General features: G+C 70.1%; 24 protein-coding genes. 9 read left to right on the top strand and 15 right to left on the bottom strand.

Annotated elements, in window-relative coordinates; all coding sequences use genetic code 11:
• The first annotated feature begins 68 nt into the window (after nucleotides 1-68).
• Together AKG07_RS09125 and AKG07_RS09120 are read left to right on the top strand one after the other, a co-directional pair.
• Nucleotides 69-953 (top strand): SDR family oxidoreductase, encoded by an 885-nt coding sequence (locus AKG07_RS09125; RefSeq protein ID WP_053097578.1) that lies wholly within the window; start codon nucleotides 69-71, stop codon nucleotides 951-953.
• 44 nt (nucleotides 954-997) lie between these two features.
• Nucleotides 998-1,969 carry an EamA family transporter gene (locus tag AKG07_RS09120; protein ID WP_053097577.1) on the top strand — a complete coding sequence of 324 codons (972 nt, stop codon included), beginning with the start codon at nucleotides 998-1,000 and terminating at the stop codon, nucleotides 1,967-1,969.
• Nucleotides 1,970-1,981: 12 nt separating this feature from the next.
• On the opposite strand, the gene AKG07_RS09115 is transcribed toward AKG07_RS09120, so the two are convergent.
• Nucleotides 1,982-2,743 (bottom strand): YidC/Oxa1 family membrane protein insertase, encoded by a 762-nt coding sequence (locus AKG07_RS09115; RefSeq protein WP_053097576.1) that lies wholly within the window; start codon nucleotides 2,741-2,743, stop codon nucleotides 1,982-1,984.
• Nucleotides 2,744-2,805: 62 nt separating this feature from the next.
• Entirely contained in the window at nucleotides 2,806-3,078 is a 273-nt protein-coding gene (locus tag AKG07_RS09110; RefSeq protein WP_053097575.1) for a DUF6412 domain-containing protein, read from the bottom strand.
• Between the two features lie 103 nt (nucleotides 3,079-3,181).
• Between AKG07_RS09110 and AKG07_RS09105 the strand changes: the two genes are divergently transcribed.
• Entirely contained in the window at nucleotides 3,182-4,228 is a 1,047-nt protein-coding gene (locus tag AKG07_RS09105) for an NAD(P)H-dependent flavin oxidoreductase (protein ID WP_053097574.1), read from the top strand.
• Nucleotides 4,229-4,325: 97 nt separating this feature from the next.
• Here AKG07_RS09105 and purU read toward each other — a convergent pair whose 3' ends face one another.
• Nucleotides 4,326-5,177: a formyltetrahydrofolate deformylase gene (gene purU, locus AKG07_RS09100; RefSeq protein WP_053097573.1), complete on the bottom strand. Its 852-nt coding sequence runs from the start codon at nucleotides 5,175-5,177 to the stop codon at nucleotides 4,326-4,328.
• A gap of 93 nt (nucleotides 5,178-5,270) precedes the next feature.
• On the opposite strand from purU, the gene AKG07_RS09095 reads away from it, so the two are divergent.
• Nucleotides 5,271-6,485, top strand: coding sequence for a cation:proton antiporter (locus AKG07_RS09095; protein WP_053099225.1), 1,215 nt, complete (start codon nucleotides 5,271-5,273; stop codon nucleotides 6,483-6,485).
• Nucleotides 6,482-6,940, top strand: coding sequence for a hypothetical protein (locus AKG07_RS09090; protein ID WP_053097572.1), 459 nt, complete (start codon nucleotides 6,482-6,484; stop codon nucleotides 6,938-6,940). The genes AKG07_RS09095 and AKG07_RS09090 overlap by 4 nt, the downstream gene beginning before the upstream one ends.
• 55 nt (nucleotides 6,941-6,995) lie before the next feature.
• Here AKG07_RS09090 and AKG07_RS09085 read toward each other — a convergent pair whose 3' ends face one another.
• From AKG07_RS09085 to AKG07_RS09060, 6 genes are all read right to left on the bottom strand, one after another.
• On the bottom strand, nucleotides 6,996-7,718 hold the full coding sequence (locus AKG07_RS09085; protein ID WP_053099224.1) for a glutamine amidotransferase-related protein: 723 nt from the start codon (nucleotides 7,716-7,718) through the stop codon (nucleotides 6,996-6,998).
• A 100-nt stretch (nucleotides 7,719-7,818) separates the two neighbouring features.
• The gene (locus AKG07_RS09080; RefSeq protein WP_053097571.1) at nucleotides 7,819-8,559 is read right to left on the bottom strand and encodes a LysR substrate-binding domain-containing protein; all 741 of its coding nucleotides are present in this window, start codon (nucleotides 8,557-8,559) and stop codon (nucleotides 7,819-7,821) included.
• A 52-nt stretch (nucleotides 8,560-8,611) separates the two neighbouring features.
• Nucleotides 8,612-9,019, bottom strand: a complete 408-nt coding sequence (locus AKG07_RS09075) for a DapH/DapD/GlmU-related protein (RefSeq protein WP_053097570.1) — start codon at nucleotides 9,017-9,019, stop codon at nucleotides 8,612-8,614.
• Between the two features lie 81 nt (nucleotides 9,020-9,100).
• A complete protein-coding gene (locus tag AKG07_RS09070; protein WP_053099223.1) occupies nucleotides 9,101-9,874 on the bottom strand; it encodes a DNA-formamidopyrimidine glycosylase family protein in 774 nt (257 codons plus the stop codon).
• A complete protein-coding gene (locus tag AKG07_RS09065) occupies nucleotides 9,874-10,713 on the bottom strand; it encodes an EI24 domain-containing protein (protein WP_072591715.1) in 840 nt (279 codons plus the stop codon). The genes AKG07_RS09070 and AKG07_RS09065 overlap by 1 nt, the downstream gene beginning before the upstream one ends.
• Before the next feature lie 33 nt (nucleotides 10,714-10,746).
• Entirely contained in the window at nucleotides 10,747-15,339 is a 4,593-nt protein-coding gene (locus AKG07_RS09060; RefSeq protein WP_053097569.1) for an ATP-dependent helicase, read from the bottom strand.
• A gap of 69 nt (nucleotides 15,340-15,408) precedes the next feature.
• Here AKG07_RS09060 and AKG07_RS09055 point away from each other — a divergent pair, with 69 nt between their 5' ends.
• Nucleotides 15,409-15,819, top strand: a complete 411-nt coding sequence (locus tag AKG07_RS09055) for a DUF6157 family protein (protein ID WP_053097568.1) — start codon at nucleotides 15,409-15,411, stop codon at nucleotides 15,817-15,819.
• 2 nt (nucleotides 15,820-15,821) lie between these two features.
• On the opposite strand, the gene AKG07_RS09050 is transcribed toward AKG07_RS09055, so the two are convergent.
• Together AKG07_RS09050 and AKG07_RS09045 are read right to left on the bottom strand one after the other, a co-directional pair.
• Entirely contained in the window at nucleotides 15,822-17,495 is a 1,674-nt protein-coding gene (locus AKG07_RS09050; protein WP_053097567.1) for an ABC-F family ATP-binding cassette domain-containing protein, read from the bottom strand.
• Nucleotides 17,496-17,753: 258 nt separating this feature from the next.
• Complete coding sequence (locus AKG07_RS09045; protein ID WP_233277236.1) at nucleotides 17,754-18,410, bottom strand: alpha/beta hydrolase; 657 nt, start codon at nucleotides 18,408-18,410, stop codon at nucleotides 17,754-17,756.
• A 113-nt stretch (nucleotides 18,411-18,523) separates the two neighbouring features.
• Here AKG07_RS09045 and AKG07_RS09040 point away from each other — a divergent pair, with 113 nt between their 5' ends.
• Nucleotides 18,524-19,123: a DUF4916 domain-containing protein gene (locus AKG07_RS09040; RefSeq protein WP_053097566.1), complete on the top strand. Its 600-nt coding sequence runs from the start codon at nucleotides 18,524-18,526 to the stop codon at nucleotides 19,121-19,123.
• Nucleotides 19,124-19,157: 34 nt separating this feature from the next.
• On the opposite strand, the gene AKG07_RS09035 is transcribed toward AKG07_RS09040, so the two are convergent.
• Nucleotides 19,158-20,225: a threonine aldolase family protein gene (locus AKG07_RS09035; protein ID WP_053097565.1), complete on the bottom strand. Its 1,068-nt coding sequence runs from the start codon at nucleotides 20,223-20,225 to the stop codon at nucleotides 19,158-19,160.
• A gap of 92 nt (nucleotides 20,226-20,317) precedes the next feature.
• Here AKG07_RS09035 and AKG07_RS09030 point away from each other — a divergent pair, with 92 nt between their 5' ends.
• Nucleotides 20,318-21,850 carry an MFS transporter gene (locus tag AKG07_RS09030; RefSeq protein WP_053097564.1) on the top strand — a complete coding sequence of 511 codons (1,533 nt, stop codon included), beginning with the start codon at nucleotides 20,318-20,320 and terminating at the stop codon, nucleotides 21,848-21,850.
• 67 nt (nucleotides 21,851-21,917) lie between these two features.
• Here AKG07_RS09030 and AKG07_RS09025 read toward each other — a convergent pair whose 3' ends face one another.
• Together AKG07_RS09025 and AKG07_RS09020 are read right to left on the bottom strand one after the other, a co-directional pair.
• Nucleotides 21,918-22,559, bottom strand: a complete 642-nt coding sequence (locus AKG07_RS09025; RefSeq protein WP_053097563.1) for an SDR family NAD(P)-dependent oxidoreductase — start codon at nucleotides 22,557-22,559, stop codon at nucleotides 21,918-21,920.
• Between the two features lie 111 nt (nucleotides 22,560-22,670).
• Nucleotides 22,671-24,110 (bottom strand): DUF6421 family protein, encoded by a 1,440-nt coding sequence (locus AKG07_RS09020; RefSeq protein WP_053097562.1) that lies wholly within the window; start codon nucleotides 24,108-24,110, stop codon nucleotides 22,671-22,673.
• Between the two features lie 72 nt (nucleotides 24,111-24,182).
• Between AKG07_RS09020 and AKG07_RS09015 the strand changes: the two genes are divergently transcribed.
• Entirely contained in the window at nucleotides 24,183-24,647 is a 465-nt protein-coding gene (locus tag AKG07_RS09015) for an Lrp/AsnC family transcriptional regulator (protein ID WP_053097561.1), read from the top strand.
• Between the two features lie 16 nt (nucleotides 24,648-24,663).
• Here AKG07_RS09015 and AKG07_RS09010 read toward each other — a convergent pair whose 3' ends face one another.
• A complete protein-coding gene (locus AKG07_RS09010; protein ID WP_082297873.1) occupies nucleotides 24,664-25,707 on the bottom strand; it encodes an ArsR/SmtB family transcription factor in 1,044 nt (347 codons plus the stop codon).
• Between the last annotated feature and the right edge of the window lie 10 nt (nucleotides 25,708-25,717).

Here is a 25,717-nt window from a genome sequence, read left to right as displayed (position 1 = left end):
CGAGTCTCGTTGGACGCCCGACTCAGGCCACGCACGATGATGGCGAGTCGCGAGGAAGAGGAGACACCATGGCAGACAGCACCCCCGACCCCCGCAGCCAGCACCGCGACGAGGAATTCCCCGGTCAGCAGCAGAACCAGCCGGGACTGACCGACGACATGCGCCCGACTCCCGACCACGGCGAGGAGTCGTACGTGGGCCACGGGCGTCTCGAGGGGCGTAGAGCCCTGATCACCGGCGGGGATTCCGGAATCGGCCGAGCCGTGGCGATCGCCTTCGCCCGCGAGGGAGCCGACGTGGCGATCGTGCACATGCCGGAGGAGCAGGCGGATGCCGACGAGACCATCGATCTCGTGCGCGCGGAAGGCCGCCAGGGGCTGAGCCTCGCCGGCGACGTCCGCGACGAGGCCTTCGCCACCGAGGTGGTGACCGAGACGCGGAGCGCCCTCGGCGGCCTCGACCTCCTGGTGTTGAACGCCGCGTACCAGCACGACATCGACGGCTTCGAGAATCTCGAGACCGACCGCCTCCGCCGCGTGTTCGAGACCAACCTCTTCGGCCTGCTGTACTCGGCCAGGGCCGCGTACCCGCATCTGGAGTCCGGCTCCAGCATCATCGTCACGTCGTCCGTGCAGGCCTTCGAGCCGTCGCCCAACCTCATCGACTACGCGATGACCAAGGCGGCGCAGGTCGCTTTCGTCAAGGCGCTCGCCGAGGAGGCGGGAGAGCGCGGCATCCGCGTGAACGCCGTCGCTCCCGGCCCCATCTGGACGCCGCTGATCCCGGCCACTGGCTGGTCGGACGAGCGGGTGAAGACCTTCGGATCCGACACGCCTCTCGGCCGGGCCGGACAGCCGGCAGAGCTCGCCGGCGCCTACGTGTACCTCGCGTCGGCGGAGTCGTCGTACACCTCGGGCGCGGTGCTCGCGGTCACCGGCGGCAAGCACCTCTGACAGGGCCGGTTCGTCGGCATCCGCGCGCGCCGTAGGCTGGCTGGGTGAAGCAGTCCACGCCGTCCCGTCCGCTCGTGGGCGTCGTGCTCGTGGTCTGCTCGTGTCTGTCGCTGCCGTTCGGGGCCGCGGTCGCGGCCCAGCTCTTCCCGGTGCTCGGCCCGTGGGGTGTGACCTCGCTGCGCGTGGCGATCGCGGCGCTGCTGCTGGTCGTCATCGTGCGCCCGAGACCGTTCCGGTGGACGAAGTCGCAATGGCTCGCCGCCGTGCTGTTCGGGGTCTCGCTCGCCGCGATGAACGGCTTCTTCTATGCGGCGATCGACCGCATCCCGCTCGGCCCGGCCGTCGCGATCGAGTTCCTCGGGCCGCTCGTCCTCGCCGCCGTGCTGACCAGGCGCCTCGTCGATGCCGCCTGGGTGGGGGTCGCGCTGCTCGGGATGGTGCTGCTCGGCGTCGACGGACTGATCGGCGCCGAGTCCCTCGATCCGCTCGGGATCGTCTTCATCCTGATCGCCGCCGGCTTCTGGGCCATGTACATCCGGATGAGTGCCCGGGTGGGTGCCATCATCCCCGGCAGCAGCGGACTCGCGGTCGGCCTGGTCGTGGCCGCGATCCTGCTGATCCCGGTCGGTGTGCCGGCCGCGGTCACCGTCGCGGGCGACATGCAGCTGCTGCTACTCGCCGCGGTCACCGCCGTGCTGTCGTCGGTGATCCCCTACAGCTTCGAGCTCGCCGCGCTGCGTCGCCTGCCGCAACGCGTGTTCGGCGTGCTCCTGAGCCTCGAGCCCGCATTCGCGACGCTCGCCGGGTGGCTGATCCTCGGGCAGTCGGCGACTCCGCTGCGGATGCTCGCGATCGCCCTGGTGGTGGCGGCGAGCGTCGGCACGACGCTCGGCGTGCGACGTCAGCGCCGGCGAGGCGATGCGGCCGCAGCCCGAGAGGTCGGGACCGGGCCCGACGGCGCCCGCCGCGACGACGAGCCCGGTCCCTTCACCGCGCCGATCCCGCTGCCCGAATGACCGGCCGACCCGTCAGGCGCTGACCGCAGCAGGCACGGGCAGCGGATAGCGGCGCCGCAGCAGCATCCGCTGCACCAGCGTCCAGACCACGGTCACGGTGAGATACAGCGCGGCGGCGAGCGGCACGAACATCGCGAAGACGGCCGTCAGATAGTGCAGAGCGCTGGTCACACGCAGCATCGTCGGCGAGTTCAGCGGCGAGTCGTCGTCGACCACGGCCGGCCGGAAGACCCGTCGTGTGATCTCGGCCACCACGATCATCACGGCGATCAGCGCACCGAAGACCCACAGCGTCTCCGGCGTCGCCGTGCCGCCGAAGACGGCGGAGACGAGACTGGTGCCCAGCGGTGCACCGAACAGGTCGTGCGTGAGCAGGTCGTTCGGGTGCCCGGCGATGTCGGGGCGGATGAACAGCGTGTACAGGATGCCGACGACCGGCGCCTGAGCGAGGACCGGCAGCATCCCGGCGAACGGAGACGTGTTCTCGGAGCGGTAGAGCTCGAGCATCTCCTTCTGCAGCCGCTCGGGATTCTTCTTGTGCCGGCGCTGCAATTCTCGCAGCCGAGGAGCCAGGCGCGCTCTGGTCTGCTCGGCCTTCGCCTGCGAGACGCCGACGGGAATCAGCAGGGCGCGCACGAGAAGCGTGACGAGCACCACGGCGAGTGCGGCGGCGGATGCTCCGGCGAGCGGTTCGAGCAGTGCGGAGAGCCCGGCGAGGGCGCCGTACGCCGCGTCGAGCAGGAAGGTCAGGGGTGGAAAGGCGAAGATGTCCATGGAAGTCCGTTCGTGTGTCGGGAAGGGTCGGCGAAAGCCGCGCAGTCCCGTACGAGGACGGACTACGCGGAGACGGCGACTCCCGGCGCACGAGGACGCGGGTGACCGGCGGCGTCAGGATCGCTCTGGGCGAGCAGGGTCGAGACGTCGATCGCCCGCAAAGGGTGCGGGGCGCTGCGTGGAGAGGGCGGTGCGACGCTCAGCGCCACGGCGATCGTGAGGGTCGTCAGGGCGATCAGCGCGATCGCGACACCGAGTGCCGCGGCATCCGGCACCGCGATGACCCCGAGCGCGGCCGCGACGAAGCCGAGCATCTGCCCGAACCATTCGCTCATGCGCGCCTCCCTGATCCCTCACGCCGAGATTATCACCGGCATCCGAGTGCGGCATCGGTCGCGCGCCCGCCTCGGGGCAGGGGAGCGGAGATAGCCTCGAGGCATGAGTGATCTGCGCGCACTGCTCGGCATCGAACACCCCATCATCCTCGGTCCGTTCGGCGGGCTCTCCTCCGTCGGGCTCACGGCGGCGGTCAGCGAGGCCGGCGGCCTCGGCGGCTATGGGCTCTACGGCTACGACGCCGACCGCATCGACGCGACGATCGCGTCTCTGCGGGAGGCGACCTCGCGTCCTTTCGCGGTGAACATCTGGCTGCCGACCGGCGACGAGGTCGAGCCGAATCCGCAGCACACCGTGTTCGCGCAGGCGCTGCAGCCGTTCTACGACGCGGTCGGACTCGAGGTGCCCGCCCGCCCCGAGCGCTACCTGCCTCCCCTCGACGAGCAGCTCGACGCGATCTTCGAGGCGGCGCCGGCCGTGCTGAGCACCGTCTTCGGGGTTCCGTCCGGGGCCGTCGTCGACGAGGCGCACCGCCGCGGCATCCGTGTCGTGGGAACCGCGACGACCGTCGCCGAAGCCGTCGCACTCGCGGACGCCGGGGTCGACGCCGTCGTCGCGACCGGCTTCGAGGCCGGCGGCCATCGGGTGTCGTTCCTCCGTCCGGCCGAGGAATCGCTCGTCGGGACCTTCGCACTCGTGCCACAGGTCGTGGATGCCGTCGATGTGCCGGTCATCGCGACCGGCGGCATCGCCGACAGGCGCGGCGTCGCCGCCGCGTTCGCGCTCGGAGCGTCAGCCGTGCAGGTCGGCACGGCCTTCCTCGCGACGGCGGAGTCGGCGGCGAACCAGGCGCATCGCGACGCCATCCGCTCCACCGCAGCCGACGGCACCGTTCTCACGAAGGCGATGAGCGGACGCCTCGCCCGCGGCACCCGCAACCGTGCGGTGCGGGCGATCGAGGCGAGCGGGACGATCGCCCCGTTCCCGATGCAGAACTGGCTCACCGGCCGATTCCGCGCGGCAGCGGGCGAACAGAACCTCGGCGAGTTGCAGTCGCTCTGGATGGGTCAGGGCGCGGCACTGGCCGGTCATGCGACCGCCGCCGAGGCCTTCGCCGAACTGCTGGCGGGAGTGCCGGAGGCCCGGTGAGGGTCGTTGTCGATCCGGGCTGTGAAGCTGGCCAGGTACGGGGGCTTGCCAGCGACGTCATCGGCTAGAGGCGTCGCACCCCTCTGAGCACCCCGGGTCAGAGGATGACGGTGGACCGGCCGTGGACGATCACACGGTCCTCGGCATGCCACTGCACGGCACGGGCGAGAACGAGGCGTTCGACGTCGGCGCCGCGCTGCTGCAGATCGGCGGCCGACTCCGAGTGCGTGACACGGGTGACGTCCTGCTCGATGATCGGTCCCTCATCGAGATCCGCCGTCGCGTAGTGCGCGGTGGCTCCGATCAGCTTCACACCGCGGTCCTTCGCCCTCGCATACGGGTTCGCCCCGATGAACGCGGGGAGGAAGGAATGGTGGATGTTGATGATCGGGGCGCCGAGACCCTCGATGAAGTCGTCGGTGAGGATCTGCATGTACCGGGCGAGGACCACCAGATCCACGTTGCCGCGCAGGAGCTCGAGCTGACGCTGTTCCATCGTCTGCTTGTCGCCTGAGGGGATGTGCACGAACGGCACCCCGAACGAGCGTACGGACTCGGCGAGGTCGGGGTGGTTCGAGACGACCATCGTGACGTCGATGTCGAGCTGGCCTCGCTGCGTGCGCCACAGCAGCTCCATCAGGCAGTGATCGTACTTCGAGACGAAGATCGCGACGCGCTTGCGCCGCGCGGTGTCGTGCAGCGACCACTCCATGCCGAACCGCTCGGCGACCTGAGCCAGATCGGCTTCGAGAGTCGTGCGCGCCGCAGAGAGCCCGGGGAGGTGGATCACCGTGCGCTGGAAGAACCGGCCGCCCTCGGAGTCGGTGGAGTGCTGGTCGAGCGAGATGATGTTCGCGCCGTGGACGGAGAGCACGCCGGCGACGGCGGCGACGATGCCGGGCTGATCATCGCAGGCGATCAGCAGGCGGGCGGTGTCGGGCTGAGACATGAGGGCTCCTCGGGGGTGTGCATCGATTCTGCCGTGGATGCGACCACCGGGCGAATCGGACGCATCGCGACGACGGGTCGCTACTCTGGGAGCGTGGACGCGGGCGATCTCGGACTGGTGCTGATCCCGCTGCTCGCCGTGGCAGCGCCGCTGCTGGCGCGCGGCATCCGACCCCTCATCCGCGTGCCGATCATCGTGTTCGAGCTCGTCCTCGGGATTCTCGCGGGGCCCGCGGTGCTCGGCTGGGTCGAGCCGACGCCCATCCTCGAGAAGCTCAGTGATTTCGGTCTCGCGATGCTGTTCTTCATCGCGGGCTCCGAGATCGACTTCCGGGCGGTCGCCGGACGGCCCCTCGTCCGCGCCTCGATCGGGTGGGCCATCAGCGTGGTGCTGGGCATCGGGATCGGCTTCCTCCTCGCCCCGGGCGAGGGGATGGTCGTGATCGCGATCGCCCTCAGCTCCACCGCACTCGGCACGCTGATGCCGATCCTCAGGGATGCGCAGGAGACCGACACCCCGTTCGGACGTGCGGTCACCGTGATCGGCGCGGTCGGCGAGTTCCTGCCGCTGATCGCGATCTCGCTCTTCCTCAGCACCCGCACCACCCCGCTCGCCACCGCGGTGCTGCTCGCCTTCGTCGTGCTCGCGGGGCTCGCCGTGCTCATGGCTCGGAGGATGCCGCACGGGCGCCTCCACTCGTTCGTGCGTGCGACGCTGCACACCTCCGACCAGTTCGGCGTGCGGTTCGTGCTGCTGCTCATCGCGTCGCTGGTCGGTCTCAGCGTCGTGCTCGACCTCGACATGCTGCTGGGTGCATTCGTCGCCGGAGCGGTGTGGCGCATTATCATGGCGCGCGCGCCCGAGAAGGACGCCGAGGCGGTCGAGACGAAGCTCGAGGCCATCGCGTTCGGCTTCCTCGTGCCGATCTTCTTCCTCTACACGGGCGTGAACTTCGACCTGCAGGCGCTCACCGGCTCGTCGTCGGCGATGCTGATGCTTCCGCTGTTCCTCGTCGCGCTGCTCGTGCTCCGAGGCACGACCGCGCAGCTCTCCGCGCCGACGGGCGCGAGCGCCAGGGACCGCACCGCGATCGGGCTGCTGGCCGCCACCGGGCTGCCCATCATCGTCGCCGTGACGGCGATCGGGGTGGATCAGAAGATGATCGACACCGGCACGGCGGCAGCACTCGTCGGGGCCGGGATGCTGTCGGTGCTGCTGTTCCCCCTGATCGGGATGCTGATCCGCGGCGAGGCGGCACGACTCGTCGACCCGGCGCTCGTCCGCGAGACACCGCAGGGGGAGCTGTGACGGCCGCGTCCGCGCTCGTCGCCGACGCGGTGCGTGCGCTCGCCGGCCTTCCGAAGGAGGGACTCGGTGAAGAGCGCGAATCGCGGTGGCGCGGACGCCGCATCGTGCGGGTGGGCGAGGCGTGGCACCTCGGCGTGCTGCTGCTCACCGAGACGCACGCACTGGCGACCGCCGAGGTGCTGAGGGCCGCCGATCCGGGGCGCCGCGGCTACACGGCGGAGTCCGCGCGCGAGCGCGCAGAACGACGTGCCCTGGCACTGCGGGGCGGGTTCGACGAGGGCGATGTCGTGCACGTCGGATGGTCGGTGATCGACCTCGCCGCCGTGGACGCGGGCGGAGCGTCCGGGCCTCTGGCGATGGTCGACACGGTGCCATCCGTGCGATGGAGCACGGCAGGCGGTTGGATGCCGCTCGAGGCATACCTCCGCGAACGGGTCGAGCTGCTGCGCGGCTGAGGCGACGGGCACGCCTGACCGGCTGAGCCCGCGGGTCAGGCTGAGCCCGCGGGCGTCAGGCTGCCGCGAACGTCTGCGCGAAACGGCGCAGCAGCGCCGCACCCTCCGTCACGGATGCCGACAGCACCTGCCCCTGCACGGCGTCGAACTCGTCGGGGTCGAAGTACCCGGTGGTGCGATAGAACGTCATCCGATCGGCGAAGTCCCGCGGAGTCGGCTCCGGATGGAACTGCGCCGTGTAGAGGTGGGTGCCCACCCGATACGCCTGCACGGGACAGGTGTCGTTCGTGGCGAGCAGCACCGCGCCCTCCGGCAGAGCCGCGGCGCTCTCCTTGTGAGCGGTGAAGACGGTGAGCGCGGGGGAGCTCGGACCGAAGACGGGGTCCGCGGCGCCGGCGGCGGTGGTCTCGATCACGGTGGCGCTCGCCGACTCGGGGGTGTCCGACGTGACCTGGCCGCCGAGCATCCGCGTCACCACGCCGATGCTGAAGCAGGTGAAGAAGGCGGCGACCTGCGAGTCGATCGCCAGCCGCGCGATGTGCTCGAGATCCGCTTCGACCCTCAGCTGCACGGCGGACTTCTCGACGTCGCTGACGTTGAACGGCGAGCCGCCGACGACGACGCCGCTGTATCGCGCGAGGCGCGCGGGGTCGAGGCGCTCGGTGAGCAGGTCGAGGCGGTCGACGACGTCGACGCCGAGCGCCCGTCGGAACGAGGCGTGCTCGGCATCCGCCGCCCCGAGTTCGGGGCGCACACAGACGTAGAGAAGCGAGACCACCACGAGAGTCTAACGACGACGGGACACGGTCGACGTCGCCGACGACTCCGACCACATCACGGAGCCGCCGCGGAGCCGTCGCGGTGGCGGCGAGCTCGCGTCATCGGGATGAGTTTGACGTGCGGCCGCGCACGATCCCGACGAACGTCTCGACGTCGGGGGTGGTGTGATCGCGGCGCCAAGCCAGGGCGACCGTCGAGGTGGGGCCGTCGGCCAGGGGGCGGTGGCCGACATCCTTGCGGTGGTGCAGGCGTGCGAGCGACATGGGGACGATCACGATGCCCGTCCCGGTGGCGGCGGTCACGATGGCGTCGGCGACCGACAGCGGTGCGAAGGTCGGCGCGACGGCACCCGGGATGTCGATCGGACCGAGCGCATCGTCGGTCGGGACCATCACGATCTCGCCCGACAGGTCGGCGACGGTCAGGTCGTCGGCCGCGAGGAGGTGCGACTCGATCGATGCGACCACCACCGGCACCTCGTCGTACAGCGTGATGATGTGCAGGTTCTCATCCGACAGCGGCAGGCGCACGAGGGCCGCATCGAGGTCGCCGATCGCGTCTCGCTGATCGGCGACCTCGATCGTCACCAGCTCGATGGGTACATGCGGCATCCGCTGCTTCCAGGCATCGATCCACTTGCCCGGTGTCGCGCCGGGGACGACCCCGAGACGGAATGTACGCGGCTGCTCCGGTTCGGTGTCGGGCGCGTCGAAGACGACCTTGGCGGTCTTCTTCTGAGGCTTGGGCGGCGGGAACCGCTGAGCCGGTGCGGCCTTGTTGCGCCGCACGGGCGAGCCCTTGCCGGCACGTCCTGCCGGTCGTCGTCCCTGAGTCGCCATGTGTTCCAGGGTACCCGGCGGATGCGGTGAGACGTTCTGAGAGCGCGGCCGATCAGGCCGCGAGCCACAGCCCCTTCGGGTCGGTGGCGACCGTCAGTCCGGCCGCGACCGTCTCGTCGTCGCCGATGCGCGCACCGCGGACGATCCGCGCTCCCGCGCCGACCTCGGTGCGGACGCCGATGTGCGCGCCGTCTCCGACGGCGGCACCCTGGCCGATGTGTGCGTGCGCGTCGACGTGCGCACCCTCGCCGATCACGGCATCCGGTTCGATCCATGCGCCGCGGGCGATGGTCGCCCCCGCGCCGATACGGGCGCCGGGTTCGATGTAGGCGCCCGCTTCGATGTGCGCCTTCGGATGGACCTTCGCGCCGTGCGCGACGAGACCGCGACCGTTGGCGTGCTTGCGGTATCGCAGCGTGGCGCCCTGGTCGTTCTCGATGTCGACGTAGTTCTTTCCCACGATTCCTCCCGTGTTCCGGAGTTCTCCGGATATATCAATAACCACGGGGGTGCCGGATTCATTCCCGAGCATGGATGCGGGTCATCGCTGACACACGGGGCACCAGAATGTGATCCTCTCGCGGGTCGGATCCGCGCCCTGCTCGCCGCGTCTGATGGGGGTTCCGCAGCGGCGGCACTGGCGTCCGGCACGTCCGTACACCCACGTCCCCTGACCGGGGCGGTCGACTCCGGTGAAGGTGCGATGGCGACGATCGCGGTTCGCGCGGATCGTGCGCACGCCGAGGTCGAGCAGTGCGGGAACGTCGACCTCCGGTGCGGGGGTCGTCGGCAGGATTCCGCGGAGGAACAGGAGTTCCGCGGCGTATTCGTTGCCGAACCCCGCGACGTTCCGCTGGTCGAGAAGGGCGACGTGGATGCTGCGGGTGTCGGCGCTCACGCGTCTGGCGGCCTCGACGGCATCCCAGTCCGGGCCGAGCGGATCGGGGCCGAGATGGCCGACGAGCTCGTCCTCGTCGCGGGTCGGAACGACCTCGATCTCGGCGAGGTCGATGCCCACCGCCTCGCGCTGCGCCGTGCCGACGATCGCGCGGACCTTGAACGCCGGATGCCGCCACTTCTCACCCGCCCGGTAGACGAGCCAGGCGCCGTCCATGCGCAGATGGGAATGCAGCGTGCTGTCGCCGATCCGCAGCAGCAGATGCTTGCCGCGCGCGATCGACGAGAGGATCGGCTGACCCGTCAGATCGAGCGTCGCGAATCGCGGCCCCCGAAGGTCGAAGCGCGCCACCTCGCCGCCGACCAGCGCCTCGTCGAGACGTCTGGCGGTGCGGAAGACGGTATCGCCCTCGGGCATCAGGCGTGCCCTGACCCGGGGGGTGGCGGCAGCGGCGCCGAGACGCTTCCCGGCGGGGGAGGCGGAGGAGTGTGCTGTGGGGCGTGCTGCGGAGTGTGCTGTGGCAGCGGCGTGCGCTGCAGCATGGTGCGCGCGAGGGCAGTGGCACCCGCGACAGCGGCGGGCATGACCGCGACAGCCCCGCCGGGGATCAGAAAGCACAGCTGCGTGGCGACACCGAAGCCGAGCACGCGCGCGCGGCTGCCGCGGAACAGCACCGCCCGGTCGGCAGGGCTGAGATCGCGGGCGTCGAACGCCCGCCCGGTGAGCTCGCGGGCGAGCATCCGTCCCGACAGCACGACGCCGCCCACCGCACCGAGGAATCCGCCGATGAGAGGGATGAGACCGAGGAGCAGCACGGCGATCGCGATCAGGATGCCGAGGACCACGAGTCTCAGGCCCTCGCCGACCGCCATCCAGAATCCGCCGCCGTCCGAGGGCGGGGCGTCGCCGAGATCGGCCTCGACAGCGCGCCAGATGCGCTGGTAGAACGGGTCGCCGATCGTCAGGGCGAGGGCGCTGAACACGGCGCTCGCGAGTGCGAGCGCCGCGGCGAAGATCACGATGCCCACGGCGGCGCGCAGCACCGAGCGCCAGGCCGGGATCCAGCCGTCGGCGAAGGGGGTGAGACCGTCGGAGATCGGCCCGAGAGCGAGCGCGAGCGGCACGAGTCCGGCGAGCAGTACCAGCGCGGCGATGAAGCCCGGTACGAGACCGAGGGCCATGAGCCCCGGTCGGCGCCGCCATGTGCCGAAACCGCGCAGCAGGGTGCGGACGCCGCTGATGAACTCCCCGATCATGCGTCCAGCCTAGAAGCAGTGGTCATGGGCCGGTCAGATCGCCTTGCGCAGCGTGTAGCCGCGGGGGGTGGCCACGAATCCGGACTCCTGCAGAGCGAGGGCGAGCTCGGTGCCGTACACGCCCTCGCCGTTGACCTTCTCGACCGTGAGGGTGTCGAGGCGCCGCGCACGGGCGGTCGCCGCGAGGTCGGTCGCTGCCGCGCGCAGCACCTCGGCGTCGTCGGTGAAGCACAGCACCGTGCGTCCCCCGCGTTCGAGGTAGAGGACGAGCGATCCGTCGACGATCACCACCAGGCCTCCGGCCTTGCGCCCGGGGCGATGCGAGACCTCGTCGCGCTTGGGCCATCCGAGCGCCGCGCCGTAGGGGTTGGCGGGATCTGTCGCGGCGAGCGTGACGGCATTGCGGGGAGGCGGATCGGCGAGCCCGGCGAACGTGCGAAGTCGGTCGACGGTGGCGGATGCCGCGAACTGCGCCGCGCCGAGCCTCTCGATCACATAGCCGCGGCGGCAGTGCCCAGCCTCCTCGAAGCCGGCGAGGACCCGGTATGTCTGCGCGAACCCGCCCGGCACGCCCTCGGCCTGCACGGCTCCGCGGGTGACCACGCCGTAGCGGTCGAGGAGCAGCCCTGCGGTGACGGTCGCACGACGAGCAGCATCCGTGTCGACGGTGGGCAGCAGCGACCAGCGCCCGCCGATCGACGTCGGTCGGGGCGCGGTCCGTGCCAGCGACATCCCCCGATAGGTGCGCGTGCGCGGAGCGCGTCGGGTGACCCGGTGCGCCTGGGAACCACCGGCCAGCAGCGACCGGATCGGGGCGAAGGTGTCGTTGGTGACCCGGCCGCCCCACGTCAGCGCCCACAGCGCCTCGAGCACGGACTGCTCGTTCTCGGCGCCGGTCATGTCCTTCAGCTGACCGGCGAAGTACGCGCCACCCGCATCCAGCGCGATCAGCACTCGGGCCTCGAGCGAGTCGGCGGCGATCTCGTCGTCGGGCTCGGGCAGCGTGAACGGCGCGAGGTCTGCGGGATGCAGCGAGACCCAGCCGTCGCGCCCCGGCAGCGTGCCGTGGCCCGACCAGATGACCTCTCCCGAGGCAGTGAGCTCGTCGAGCAGGGCGGGGGAGTAGTCGCGCACCCGAGAGGGCAGCACGAGCGACTCCCACGCGCTCGCGGGCACGGGCACCCCGGCGAACTGCTCGATCACCGCGAGCACCCCGTCGAGTCCCTCGAGCGGGCGTCCCAGGTGCTGCCAGTCCGGCAGGAAGCGCGCATACGCCTCGGGCGACACGGGCTCGACGCTGCCTCGGATCGCGGCGAGCGACCGCATCCGCAGGCGGCGCAGCACCTCGGTGTCGCACCATTCGGTCTCGTTCCCCGTGCCCGAGGCCTCGGGCAGGAAGTAACCGCTGGTCAGTCTGCCCGAGTGCTCGAGCCGCTGCAGGGTATGCCGCGCGACGGCGGCGCCGAGCCCGAATCGCGTCGCGACGGCATCCGTCGTGAAGGGACCATGCGTGCGGGCATAGCGCGCGATGAGGTCGCCGAGCGGATCGGCGAGCGGTTCGAGGAATGCGACCGGGATGCCGGTGGGCAGCGCGGCACCGAGTGCGTCACGCAGCCGACCGGCGTCCTCGATGGCTGCGACGCGCGTGGTGCCGGCGACGGTGACGGGGATCGCGCGGCGGGCGGCGATCAGAGCGTCGAGGTGGTCGGATGCGGACCCCGTCTCCGGGTCGAGTCGTGCGTCGATCTCGGCGGCATCCATCGGACCGAGCATCCGCAGCAGATCGGCGACGCCTTCGAGACCTCGCGCTCGTCGCTCGGGGTCGAGGCGCTGCGCTTCTCTCTCGAACTGGGCGATGACGTCGGGGTCGAGCAGCTCGCGGAGCTCGATTGTGCCGAGCAGCTCGCCGAGCAGCGCGGGGTCGACCGAAAGGGCGGCCGCCCGGCGCTCGGCGAGGGGGGAGTCCCCTTCGTACATGAAGGCGCCGACGTACCCGAACAGCAGGTCGCGGGCGAAGGGCGAGGGCTGAGACGGCTGCGTCTCGACGAGCCGGATGCGCCGGTCGGCGATCGACACCGCCAGCGTGCGCAGCGAGGGCAGGTCGTAGACGTCCTGCAGGACCTCGCGGAGCGTCTCGAGGATCACGGGGAACGTCGGGTGTCGGCGCGCCACCTCGAGCAGCTGCGCCGAACGCTGACGCTGCTGCCACAGCGGGGTGCGCCGGTTGGGGTTGGTGCGCGGCATGAGCAGCGCCCGCGCCGCGCATTCGCGGAAGCGCGACGCGAACAGGGCCGAGCCGCCGACCTCCTGCGTGACGAGCTGCTCGAGTTCATCCGGGTCGAACACGAAGAGCTCGGCCCCGGGCGGCTCGGCCTCGGCATCCGGGATGCGCACGATGATGCCGTCGTCGCTCGCGACCGCAGAGCCCTCGACTCCGAGTCGCTCGCGGATGCGGGCGTTGATCGCCAGCGCCCACGGTGCATGCACCTTCATGCCGTACGGGGAATGAAGGATGACCCGCCAGTCGCCGACCTCGTCGCGCCCGCGCTCGACCGTCAGAGTGCGATCGGTCGGCAGCGTTCCGGTCGCTTCGCGCTGCTCGGTCAGGTGCGCCATCAGGTTCATCCGCGCCTGCGCGTCGAGTCCGGCTTCGATCAGTCGCTGGGCGGCCTTCTCGGGAGTCGCGGCGGAGACCTCTCGCGAGAACCTCCCCAGCGCCTCGCCGAGCTCGAACGGTCGGCCGATGCCGTCTCCGTGCCAGAACGGCACCTTGCCGGGCTGGCCGTAGGCGGGGATGACGTTGACCCGGTCATGGGTGATCTCGGCGATCCGCCAGCTCGTCGTGCCGAGCGTGAAGACGTCGCCCACTCGCGACTCGTAGACCATCTCCTCGTCGAGCTCGCCGACGCGGGCGCCGGTCGACTCGCCGGCGACGAAGACCCCGAAGAGTCCGCGATCGGGGATCGTGCCCCCGCTCGTGACGGCGATGCGCTGCGCGCCCGGACGTCCGGTCAGGGTGCCGGCGTCTCTGTCCCACACCAGCCGCGGGCGGAGCTCGGCGAACTCATCGGAGGGGAACCGTCCGGCGAGCAGGTCGAGCGTCGCCTCGTAGGCCGATCGCGGGAGCGACTGGAACGGAGCCGAGCGACGCACGGTCTCGAACCACTCCTCGACGCTGATCTCGCCGAGGGCGCTGGCGGCGACCGTCTGCTGCGCGAGGATGTCGAGTGGATTGCGGGGCACCTGGATCGCCTCGATCTTGCCCGCCAGCATCCGCTCGGTGACGATCGCGGTGTGCAGCACGTCGCCGCGGTGCTTCGGGAAGAGGGCGGCCCGGCTGATCTCGCCGACCTGGTGACCTGCTCGCCCGACGCGCTGCAGACCGGAGGCCGCGGACGGCGGGGCCTCGACCTGGATCACCAGGTCGACCGCACCCATGTCGATGCCGAGCTCGAGGCTGCTCGTCGCGACGACGCAGCGCAGGACACCGGACTTGAGCTCTTCTTCGACCTGGGCGCGCTGCTCTTTCGAGACCGACCCGTGGTGCGCCTTGGCGAGCACGGGGTCTGCTCCGGCGGTGGCACCTGCCTGCGCCATCATGGCTGCCGGCACGGAGGCCTCGGGCAGTGCGACGCCGATGCGCTCGGAGTAGATCTCGTTGAGTCGCCCGGTGAGGCGCTCGGCGAGGCGACGCGAGTTGGAGAACACGATCGTCGACTTGTTCTGCAGGATGCGATCGACGATCGCCTCCTCGACGTGGGGCCACACGGAGCCGGTGACCTCGGTGTACTCCGCATCCGCCGCGTCTCCCGAATCGTTCGGCGCGCCGGGAGGGGGTGGCGGATTGGTCATGTCGTCCATCGGCACCACGACGCCCAGCTCGAACGTCTTGGACGCCGGCGGCGCGACGATCTCGACAGGGGCCGCGCCGCCGAGGAACCGCGCGACCTCGTCGATCGGACGCACGGTGGCCGACAGTCCGATGCGCTGTGCGGGTTGGTCGTGGCCGTGGGTGCGACGCAGCGCATCGAGACGCTCGAGGCTCACCGCGAGGTGGGCTCCGCGCTTGGTCGCGGCGACCGCGTGCACCTCGTCGATGATGACCGTGTGCACATCGCGAAGCGTCTCGCCGGCGCGACTGGTGAGCATCAGATACAGCGACTCGGGGGTCGTGATGAGGATGTCGGGCGGATCGGAGACCAGCTTGCGGCGATCGCTCGAGGTCGTGTCGCCCGAGCGCACGCCGACCGTCACCGAAGGGGCCTCGACGCCGAGCCGCCTGGCCGACTGGCCGATGCCGATGAGGGGCGAGCGCAGGTTGCGCTCCACGTCGACGCCGAGCGCCTTCAGCGGCGAGATGTAGAGGATGCGCGTGCGCGAGGCGTCGGCGGCCTTCGTGCGCTTCGCGGGAGGGGTGGGCTGCTCGATGCGCTCGCGGAACACGCTGTCGATCGCCCAGAGGAAGGCCGAGAGCGTCTTGCCCGAGCCGGTCGGTGCGACGACGAGCGCGTGCTTTCCGGCAGAGATCGCATTCCAGGCGCCCGACTGGGCGGGCGTGGGTTCGGGAAACGCACCCCGGAACCAGTCTTGCGTGGCAGGGGTGAAGCGTTCGAGCACGTCGCTCATCCCTCCATCATCACCCGTGCCACCGACATCGGGGTCGGCATTGTCCGAGGGTGAGGGCATGCTGTAGGCATGGCGACGCACACCACGAACTATGCGAGCACGTTCATCGAGGTCGCAGAAGACTGTCCCCTCGACCACGCCGAAGAGCCGCCGGCGGGTGAGAGGCCCACGATCGCCGCACTGCACTATCGACTGATCGCGCAGGAGCCGTATGCGCGCACCTCCGACGACGTGATCTTCACCACGCATGCGCTGCGTGCCGGGATCGACCCGGACGACTCCGCCGCACGCGAGGCGTTCTTCTCGAAGGGGCAGCCCTGCCTGCGCTCATCACCGCTGGGAAAACGCTACGGGTGGGGGATCGCCCACGACGCCGAGGGGCGGGTCGCGCTCGTCCCTCGAGAATCCGAGGACTACACCCTGCTCGCCGCCGACCCCGCGATCGCCCATACCCGGGCGATGCGGAGCCGACGGGCGTGAGCTCACCTCGCGGTCAGTGAGCCGTCGACGTCGATCTCGAGCGTGAGTCCCAGGTCGAGACGCGCGAGGAACGCATCGTCATGACTCACGACCAGCACCGCCCCGCGGTATGCCCGGAGCGCCTCGACCAGCTGATCGACCGTGTCGATGTCGAGGTTGTTCGTCGGCTCGTCCAGCACCACGAGGTGGGGTGCGGGGTCCGATAGCAGCAGTTTCGCCAGAGCCACGCGGAACCGCTCCCCGCCTGACAGAGCGGCGACAGGTCGCTCCGCGGTGGCCCCTCGGATGAGGAACCGTGCGAGGCGATTGCGCAGCTCCTTCTCGGGCACCTGCGGTGCGGCATCCGCGATGTTCTCGAATACCGACCGGTTCTCGTCGAGCCCGTCGACGCGCTGCGGCAGGTAGCCGATCCGGTCGGTGAGAGCTGTCGCGACGAGGCGCGCTCCGGAGCTCCGGAGATCCGCGTCGTCACCTGACGGATCGGGCCGGTCCGCGTCGAGCGGCAGTGCTTCTCCGGAGTCGTGGCCGACGTCGGCCACGAGCCGTTCGAGCAGCGTGGTCTTTCCGGCGCCGTTGCGCCCGATCAGCGCGACCCGGTCGGGGCCCTGGATGATCCACGACCTCTCGCCGTCGCCGATCGTCGCGATGCGACGACTGCGTGACACCTGCGGATCCGGCAGCTCGATCTTCATCGACGCGTCGGACCTCAGGCGCCGCCCCGCCTCGTCGAGCGCGGTGCGGGCGGCATCCTCCTTCGCCCCGACCTCCGTGCGCAGCCTGCCCGCCGACACCTCGGCCGCCATCTTGCGCCCGTGGGCCACGATCTTCGGCACGCGCTTCTCGATCTCGGCCTTCTTGGCGGTGCGCGCTCGGTGGGCGAGCTTGACCTCGGCCTCGATGCGCTGGCGCTTCTCCTTGCGGAACTCCTGTTTCGCCGTCACCTCCGCCTGCCTCGCGGCATCCTGCTCGGCGTCCAACCAGGCGCGCCATTCGGAGTACGGCCCGCCGAACACGCTCAGCGTCTGGGCGTAGAGCTCGGCGGTGTCGTCCATCAGTTCGAGCAGCGACAGGTCGTGGCTGACAACGATGAGTGTGCCCTTCCACGAGCGGACCATCGCCGCGAGTCTCGCGCGGGCGTCGCGGTCGAGATTGTTGGTCGGTTCGTCGAGCAGGGTGATCGGCGCGCGCCGGAGACGGATGCCGGCGATCGCGACCAGCACGGCCTCACCACCCGACAGCTCGCCGACCCTCCGGTCGAGGAACTCGGGGGCGAGCCCGGCGTCTGCCAGGGACATCTCGGCGCGCGCTTCGATGTCCCACTCGTCGCCGACCGTGTCGAAGTGCACCTGATCGACGTCGCCCGCGCCGATCGCACGGACGGCATCGAGGGCGGGAGCCACTCCGAGAAGATCGGCGACCCGGCGGTCGACGTCGAGTGTGAGCTGCTGCGGCAGGTAGGCGACCTCGCCGGTGGTGGTGAGGTGCCCGGCCGTCGGGGTCAGCTCGCCCGCCATCAGCCGCAGCAGCGTGGACTTGCCGGCGCCGTTGCGACCGACGAGGCCGGTGCGACCGGAGCCGAATGATCCGGAGACCGAGTCGAGCGCTGACGTGCCGTCGGGCCAGGTGAAGGTGAGTCGATCGAGGGTGACCGATGAATGAAGAGTGGGGACTGACATGGTGTCTCCTGTCCAGTGCGAGGGTGCACTGACGCCGGTCGCCCGATGGGCCCGTCTGAGCGGGTCGCTGTCGAAGGACAGCGGGCGGTGGTCTGCCGTGGAGTCGGCGATCGTCGGGTCAGCGCGCGGAAAGATGAGCGCGGAGGCGACGGATCAGATCAAAGGACTTCCAGACACGGCGGACAGGACTCAACGACGATACCCGGGCGTGTCGGAGTTTCGCAACCCCGGGCGTGTCGCGGCTGCGTGCGGGGGCGGTCACGCCTCGACGGCGCGCTCCAACCACTTCGTGAGGAACGCGCGCACGTCTCGGAGCTCCTCCTCCGAGATGCTGTGCGTGAGCCCGGTGTAGACGCGTCCGGACAACTCGGAGTGCGCCGGAAGCCACTCGGCGGTGTGCGCGACCAGCGCCTGGGGGATCACCTGGTCGTTCGTGCCTCGGCCCCAGAAGACGTGCGGTCGCGCCTCGGTCAGCGCATCGTCGCCCGGCAGCTCGCCGGGCGCGGCGTAACCGCTGAGGGCCACCACGGTGTCGATGCTCCCGGGCGCGAGTCGCATGGCCTGCAGGGCGACGGCGGTACCCTGCGAGAACCCGAGAAGGGCCACGGCAGGGGCGTCGGCCCTGACATCGTCGAGCCAGCGCAGGAACGCCTCTGCCGCGACGGTGACGGATGCCGAGCTGCGGCCGTCGAGACCCTCGATGGCGTACCACGAGCGCCCGGGCATCGGCCACGGGGGAGCGAGCGGGGCGGCGACGGACGCGACCACGATGCCGTCCGGCAGGTAAGGGACGAGACCGAACAGGTCGTGCTCGTCGGCGCCGTATCCGTGCAGCAGCACCAGCAGCGGCATCCCCGCGCGATCTTCCGTCGACCAGCGCGTGAGGAGCCCGTCGATCATCAGTTCTTCGCTCACGGTCCCATCCTGCCAGCGCCGTCCGACACCCGCAGGAGACGATCATCGGATCGTATGCCGGTCGTGGCCTCAAGTCGGTGTTCGCCGGAGGGCGCTGCTGGTAGAAAGGAGACATGGCCGTCCGCACACCTGATCCCGACCCCGAGCCCGACGACGGCATGGAGGGCTTCGGCGCCGCACAGCCCTCGCGTGACTCCAACCCGGGGTGGTTGAGCGACTTCGAGCTGGCGGAGGCGAGACGCCATCTGCCCATGCTCTACGTCGAGGCGATCCCGGTGAGGACCGATGGCTCCGGGCAGGTGACCGAGATCGGCATCCTGCTGCGTTCGACGCCCATGGGCGAGATGACGCGCACCATCGTCTCGGGCCGAGTGCGGTTCGGCGAGACGATCCGCGATGCGCTGTTCCGCCATGTCGAGAACGATCTGGGCCCGATGGCGTTCCCCCTGCTGCCGCCGCAGCCGCTGCCCTTCACGGTCGCCGAGTACTTCCCGATCCCGGGGGTCAGCGCCTACCACGATGACCGTCAGCATGCCGTCTCGCTCGCATTCGTGGTGCCGGTCACCGGCACGTGCGAGCCGCGCCAGGATGCACTCGAGGTCACCTGGTTCTCGCCCGAGGCCGCGGCATCGGACGCCGTCGCCGCCGAGATGGAGGGCGGGCGAGGCACCCTCATCCGCCTGGCGCTCGCGAACCTCGGTCTGCTGCGCTAGCCGCTCCGCTCCGCTCCGCTCCGCTCCGCTCCGCTCAGCGTGTCGTGAGGCGCGCGAGCTCTGCGACGAACTCGTCGACGTCGGACTCCTCGGTGTCGAAGCCGCACATCCACCGCACCTCGTTGCGCGCGGCATCCCAGTCGTAGAAGCGGAACTTCTCGCGCAGCTGGTCGGCGATGCCGTCGGGCAGCTGCGCGAACACGCCGTTCGCCTGGGTCGGCTGCGTGAACGAGACGCCGGTGATCTCACCGGCCGCGATGCCGGCCTCGATCGCCCCGCGCAGCCGCTGCGCCATGGCGTTCGCGTGCTGGGCGTTGCGCAGCCACAGGTCTCCTTCGAGCAGCGCGATGAGCTGGGCGGAGACGAAGCGCATCTTCGACGACAGCTGCATGTTGAACTTGCGGGAGTACTGCAGTCCGTTCGATGCCTCGGGGTTCAGCACCACGATGGCCTCGCCGAGCATGGCGCCGTTCTTCGTGCCGCCGAAGCTGAGCACGTCGACGCCGGCGTCGCGGGTGAACGCGCGCAGCGGCACGTCGAGGGCTGCGGCCGCGTTCGAGATGCGCGCGCCGTCGAGGTGCAGGGTCATGCCGCGTTCGTGCGCGTGATCGGCGAGAGCCCGGATCTCGTCGACGGAGTAGAGGGTGCCGAGCTCGGTCGACTGCGTGATCGAGACCACGAGCGGCTGCGCGCGGTGCTCGTCGCCCCAGCCCCAGGCCTCGCGGTCGACGAGCTCCGGCGTGAGCTTGCCGTCGTCGGTCGGCACGGCGAGGATCTTGAATCCGCCGATCTTCTCGGGCGCTCCGCCCTCGTCGACGTTGATGTGCGCGGAGGATGCCGCGATGACGGCTCCCCAGCGGGGCAGCATCGACTGCAGGCCGGTGACGTTCGCACCCGTGCCGTTGAACACCGGGAACGCCTGGACGCCCTCGCCGAAGTGGGCGCGGAACACCTCCTGCAGACGTGCGGTGTAGGCGTCCTCGCCGTACGCGACCTGGTGGCCGCCGTTCGCCGCTGCGATGGCCGCGAGGACCTCGGGGTGGACGCCGGAATAGTTGTCGCTGGCGAAGCCCCGGACCGCGGGGTCATGCTGAATAGTCACCGCACAAGCCTACGGGCGGATGCCGAGCCCGGCGTCCCCCGGCCGGCATACCGCTCTAGCGAATGTCCGAGGCCCCGCCTACCCTCTAATCCATGGAGCGCAGCGCTGCGAAGACCGCCTTCGCGAACGTCCTCGTCAACACGCTCATCGCGAACGTGACGACGAGCTTTCTGTGGTTCGCGCTGACCTTCTGGGTCTACATCGAGACGCAGTCCGTGCTCGCGACCGGCGTCATCGGCGGCGCGTACATGCTGTTCATCGCCTTCTTCGCGATGATCTTCGGCACCATCGTCGACCGCAATCGCAAACACACGGTGATGCTGCTCTCGAGCGTCATCTCGGCGGTCGCCTTCCTGATCGCCGGCGTTCTCTACGTCTGGCAGCCGGAGGCGGCGCTGCTCGACCTCGGCGGTCCGTGGTTCTGGCTGTTCTCGGCGATCATCCTGTTCGGCGGGGTGATCGAGCAGCTCCGCAACATCGCGCTCTCGACGACCGTCACGCTGCTCGTCCCCGAAGATCGACGGGCCAACGCCAACGGCCTGGTCGGCACGGTGCAGGGTCTGGCCTTCCTCGTGACCAGCGTCTTCTCCGGGCTGTCCATCGGCTTCCTGGGCATGGGGTGGACGCTCGCGATCGCGATCGGCGCGATGGTGCTGACCTTCGTGCACCTGCTCTTCATCCGCATCCCCGAGGGGGCGCCGCAGCCAGACCCCGATGCGAAGAGCGCCCTCGACTTCCGCGGCAGCGTGGCGGCGATCCGGCTGGCCCCCGGACTGTTCGCGCTGATCATCTTCTCGACGTTCAACAACCTCATCGGCGGCGTGTACATGGCGCTGATGGATCCGTACGGTCTCACGCTCTTCGACGCGCAGATGTGGGGCTTCGCGCTGGCGTTCGCGTCGACCGGGTTCCTGATAGGCGGCGGGCTCGTGGCGAAGTTCGGCCTCGGGGCGAACCCCATGCGCACCCTGCTGCTCGTCGTGATCGCGATGGGCATCCTGGGGTCGGTGTTCATGCTGCGCGAATGGTGGCCGCTCTACGTCGTCGGCATGTGGATCTACATGGCCCTCGTGCCGCCCGTCGAGGCGGCCGAGCAGACCATCATCCAGAAGGTCGTCCGCTATGACAGGCAGGGGCGTGTGTTCGGCGTCGCCGCGGCGATGGAGGCCGCAGCCGCTCCGATCGCGGCATTCCTCATCGCGCCGATCGCGGAGTTCCTGATCATCCCGTACATGAGGACGCCCGACGGGCAGCAGCAGTGGGAGTGGCTGCTGGGTGAGGGGGAGGCCCGTGGCATCGCCCTGATCTGCCTGTTCGCGGGCATCATCATGGTGATCGCCGCGACGCTGGCCTTCTTCACGAAGTCGTATCGCAAGCTCACCGAGCTCTACGCGCACGCGCCGGAGCAGAATCCCGGCGACGGCGAACCCGACGGCGACGGCGCACCCGACGACGCAGGCGAGAACACGGGCGGCGGCACGGGCACCGGCGCCGAGTGGAACGCGGACGCGCTGGCCGAGGGCGGAGCGGATTCCGCCGAAGACCGCAGCGTCGATGCGCGCGTCGCGGATGCTCCGCCGCCCCTCCGAGGGCTCCCTCCTGAGGTGCCGGAGGCGCGCCGCTAGCGGAACGGCGTTACCAGCCGAACGCGTCACCAACTGAACGCGTCGGCAGCGGAACGGGCTGCGGTGATCAGTCGAGCGTGATGATCTGGTCGTTGAGATCGGCGGCGTCCGCATCCCACAGTGTGAGCACCTGCGGCGCGAGCGAGTCCGGGTCCAGTGCCTTGGCGCGGAAGACGACCGATGCCGCGCGCAGGGGCTCGACGGCATCCCGCGCTGCCTTCGCGAAGCCCTGCGCCACCGCGCGCGTCCACGCCTCGCTCGCGGCCTTGACGGCGGCGTAGTTCGCGCCTCCCGCCAGAGGGCGACCGACCGCTGTCGACGAGACGATCGCGAAACGTCCGGCGTCAGAGGCGCGCAGCAGGGAGTCGAAGGCGCGGCTGGTGGCGCGCACCGCATCGAACGCGGGCATAAGCGCGTGCAGGTCGTCGTCGGTCTGCCCGGCGAGGCCCCCTCCGCCGCGCCAGCCGCCGACCAGCGGGATCACGGCGTCGATCGCCTGCAGGCGGGAAGCGAGTTCCGTCATCGACGCCAGCGAGGTCGCGTCGGCCACCTCGACCTGTGCGCCGAGTGCGTCGAGCGCGTGCAGCCGTTCTGAGGATCGGCCGGTGGCGACGACGCGCGCGCCGGCGTCGACGAGTGCTCGCGCCAGGGCGAGGCCAGACGGGCTGGTGGCTCCGGCGAGGAGGATCGTGCGGTCGGTGACGCTCATGTGCTCAACTCTCGTGAAGAAACAGTTCTGCGGCCACCCCGGGCAGGAATGGCCGCAGACGCTGCGTCCGGTCGCACCACACGATCGGACCCCAGAAATGCGCGATTCGAGTCAGTCGTCGGTGCCCCGGATGCCGACGGTCGACTCGATGACCGCCTTCATCTTCTTGTCGAGGGTCTCGAAGAACATCGACAGCGGGAACTCGTCGTCCATCACGGCATCCGTGTAACCCTTCGGCGCGCCGGCGAGGATCTCGTCCGACAGTCCGCGGGCCCACTGCGATGCCGGGTGCGGCGTGAGCGTGCCGCGCACGAGGTCGTACGCGGCAAGCCAGTGCGCGACCTTCGGGCGGTCGATCGAGTGCCAGTACAGGTCGTCGATCGCGTCGCCCAGAGCCACGACGGCATCCGGCACGTTGTCCCAGTCGAAGGTGAGCGCCGTGTCGGTCCAGTGCAGCACGCCGCGCTGGTGCAGCCAGGCGAACAGCAGCTGTCCGCCGACGGCGTCGTAGTTGCGCGTGCGGGTGCCGGTGATCGAGAAGCGGAAGATCCGGTCGAAGATCACCGCGTACTGCACGAGGTGCGCGTAGTCGTGCATCTCCTGCTCGGTCTCGGTGAGCTCCTCACCCGCGGCGATGCGGGCCGCGAGGGTGCGCTCGATGTTCACCGACTCGCGGAACGCCGTCATGTCGCAGCGCATCTCCTCGAGCGAGTAGAGGAAGAACGGCATCCGCTGCTTGATCATGAAAGGGTCGAAGGGCAGGTCGCCGCGCATGTGGGTGCGGTCGTGGATGATGTCCCACATGACGAAGGTCTTCTCAGCCACCTGCTGATCGTCGAGCATCGCGCTCGCGCGCTCAGGCAGGTCGAGGTTGGTGATCGCGGCAGCGGCGCGGGTGACCCGGCGGTAGCGTGCGGCCTCGCGGTCCTGGAAGATCGCGCCCCATGTGAACGAGGGGATCTCGCGCATCGCGACGGTCTCGGGGAACAGCACGGCCGAGTTGGTGTCGTAGCCGGGCGTGAAGTCGACCAGACGCAGCGAGACGAACAGCTTGTTGCCGTAGTCGCCGGCCTCGAGGGCGGCGATGAACTCGGGCCAGATCGTCTCGACGATCAGCGCCTCGACGAGTCGGTCGCTCGATCCGTTCTGCGTGTACATCGGGAAGACGACCAGGTGGCGGATGCCGTCGACGCGGTGCTGCTGCGGCTGGAACGCCAGGAGCGAGTCGAGGAAGTCCGGCACGCCGAAGCCCTCCGAGACCCAGCGGTCGAAGTCGACGACGGAAGCGGCGAGGTACTCGGCGTCGTGCGGGAAGGCGGGAGCGAGTGCGCGGATGCCGGCGGTGATCGCGGCGACGAGGTCGCGCGCCGCGGCGTGGTGCGCGGCATCTGGGATCGATCCGTCCTTGATCTGCATCTCGCGGATCGCGATCGCGGCGTCCTTGAGCTGAGCCCAGGCGACGCTCTGCTCGGCGATCGATGCGTCCTCGACGACCTCGGGTTCGCCGACGATGGCCTGAACAGCGGTGCTGTGGGCAGAAATGATGGACATCGGGACCTCCGATCGGAGAGTTTGACGGAAAGATTCCGGCATATACGGAATCCTGACGATAATATTACATCTATGGATGACTCTGTCGACCGCGCGATCCTGGCCGAGATCTCACGAGACGGCCGTGCGACACTGTCCCAGTTGTCCGATGCTGTCGGCCTCTCCGTGTCGGCCGTGCAGTCACGTCTGCGTCGCCTCGAGACGCGCGGGATCATCACCGGCTACCGCGCGATCCTCGACCCCGAACTCGTCGGCACGCCCCTGTCCGCCTTCATCGAGATCACGCCGCTCGACCCGGCGCAGCCCGACAACGCCCCCGAGCTTCTCGAACACCTCGACGCGATCGAGGCGTGCCACTCGATCGCGGGAGACGCCAGCTACATGCTGTTCGTGCGGGTCGCCTCGCCCCGCGCGCTGGAAGAGCTCGTGCGCGACATCCGGCTGGCCGCGAACGTGAGCACCCGCACCACGGTCGTGCTGCAGACCTACTACGAGCACCGGCCGATCATCTCGGTCGCGCCGGACGCATCCGCATAGCGCGGACGCGCGGTGCTCACACGGCGGCGCCGACCATCGCCTCGCCGAGGGGCGTGCGCAGATGCAGCATCCTCGCGCCGTCGCGCTCGCTCGAGATCAGTCCTGCGTCGCGCAGCACGGTGAGGTGGTGGGATGCGGTCGACACCGCGATTCCCGCGTCCTGAGCGACCTGCGAGGTCGTGCGGGACGTGCCGGCTCCCAGGAGGATGCCGGCGCGAGCGGGGCCGAGGAGGGCGCCCAGCGCCCCGGAGATCTCGGCGGCGTCCCTCGACCAGCCGGCGGTCACCCCGCGCGCCGGGTAGAACAGCGTGGGTTGCGCCGGCGGCTCGGTGAGCACCATGCACCCCCATGTCGACATCACCGACGGAACGAGCACCAGCCCGCTTCCGTGGCAGTCGACGACCTCGCTGTGGCGGCGCAGCGAGACGCGCACGGCCCCGTCGCCCCAGGTCACTTTCGGGTGGAGGCCCCCGGCCATCTCTCTTATCCCCGACGTGGCGATCACTCGCGATCGGACCGCGATGTCGGCTCGCAGCAGCCGATCCAGCTGCGGCCAGACCGGCGCCAGTGCGGCATCCCACATCTCCGACCAGGCGTCTGCGATCATCGCCCGCGCTCGTTCGGGCTGCTGCTGCATGTCGCGCAGTGCGCGTCGGCGAGCGCCGGTCGAGCGGATGACCATCTTGCCGAGGTCGACGCGCAGTGGATCGAGGGGTGCGCTGCGCAGCGCCGACAGCTCGGTCTCCGGTGTCATGTCCCATGCGGGGGCGGTCGTGAAGAAGTCGGGAAGATAGCCGTCATCGCCGACGACGACGGCGAGCAGGCGGAAGCTCTCGCGAGGCAGCCGATCGCGCACGGCGCGCAGCCATCCCCACTGCAGGGGATGCTGGGCCGGCCGCAGCAGCACGCGCACGGCGTGGGCGAGCTCATGCCCGGGGGATATGCCGAATCGCACCGCCTGGATGTCTCCGGGGCTCAGATGGAACTCCACGCGGTGGTCGGGATGCTCGACGCCCTCGCGTGGCGTGCCGGCACCTGCGACGACAGAGTTTCGATCCACATCGAAACTC

This window comes from Microbacterium sp. CGR1 (genome assembly GCF_001266755.1).
Taxonomy (GTDB): domain Bacteria; phylum Actinomycetota; class Actinomycetes; order Actinomycetales; family Microbacteriaceae; genus Microbacterium.
Note: the sequence above shows the minus strand (reverse complement) of the source record. Positions and strands in the feature narration are given on the sequence as shown.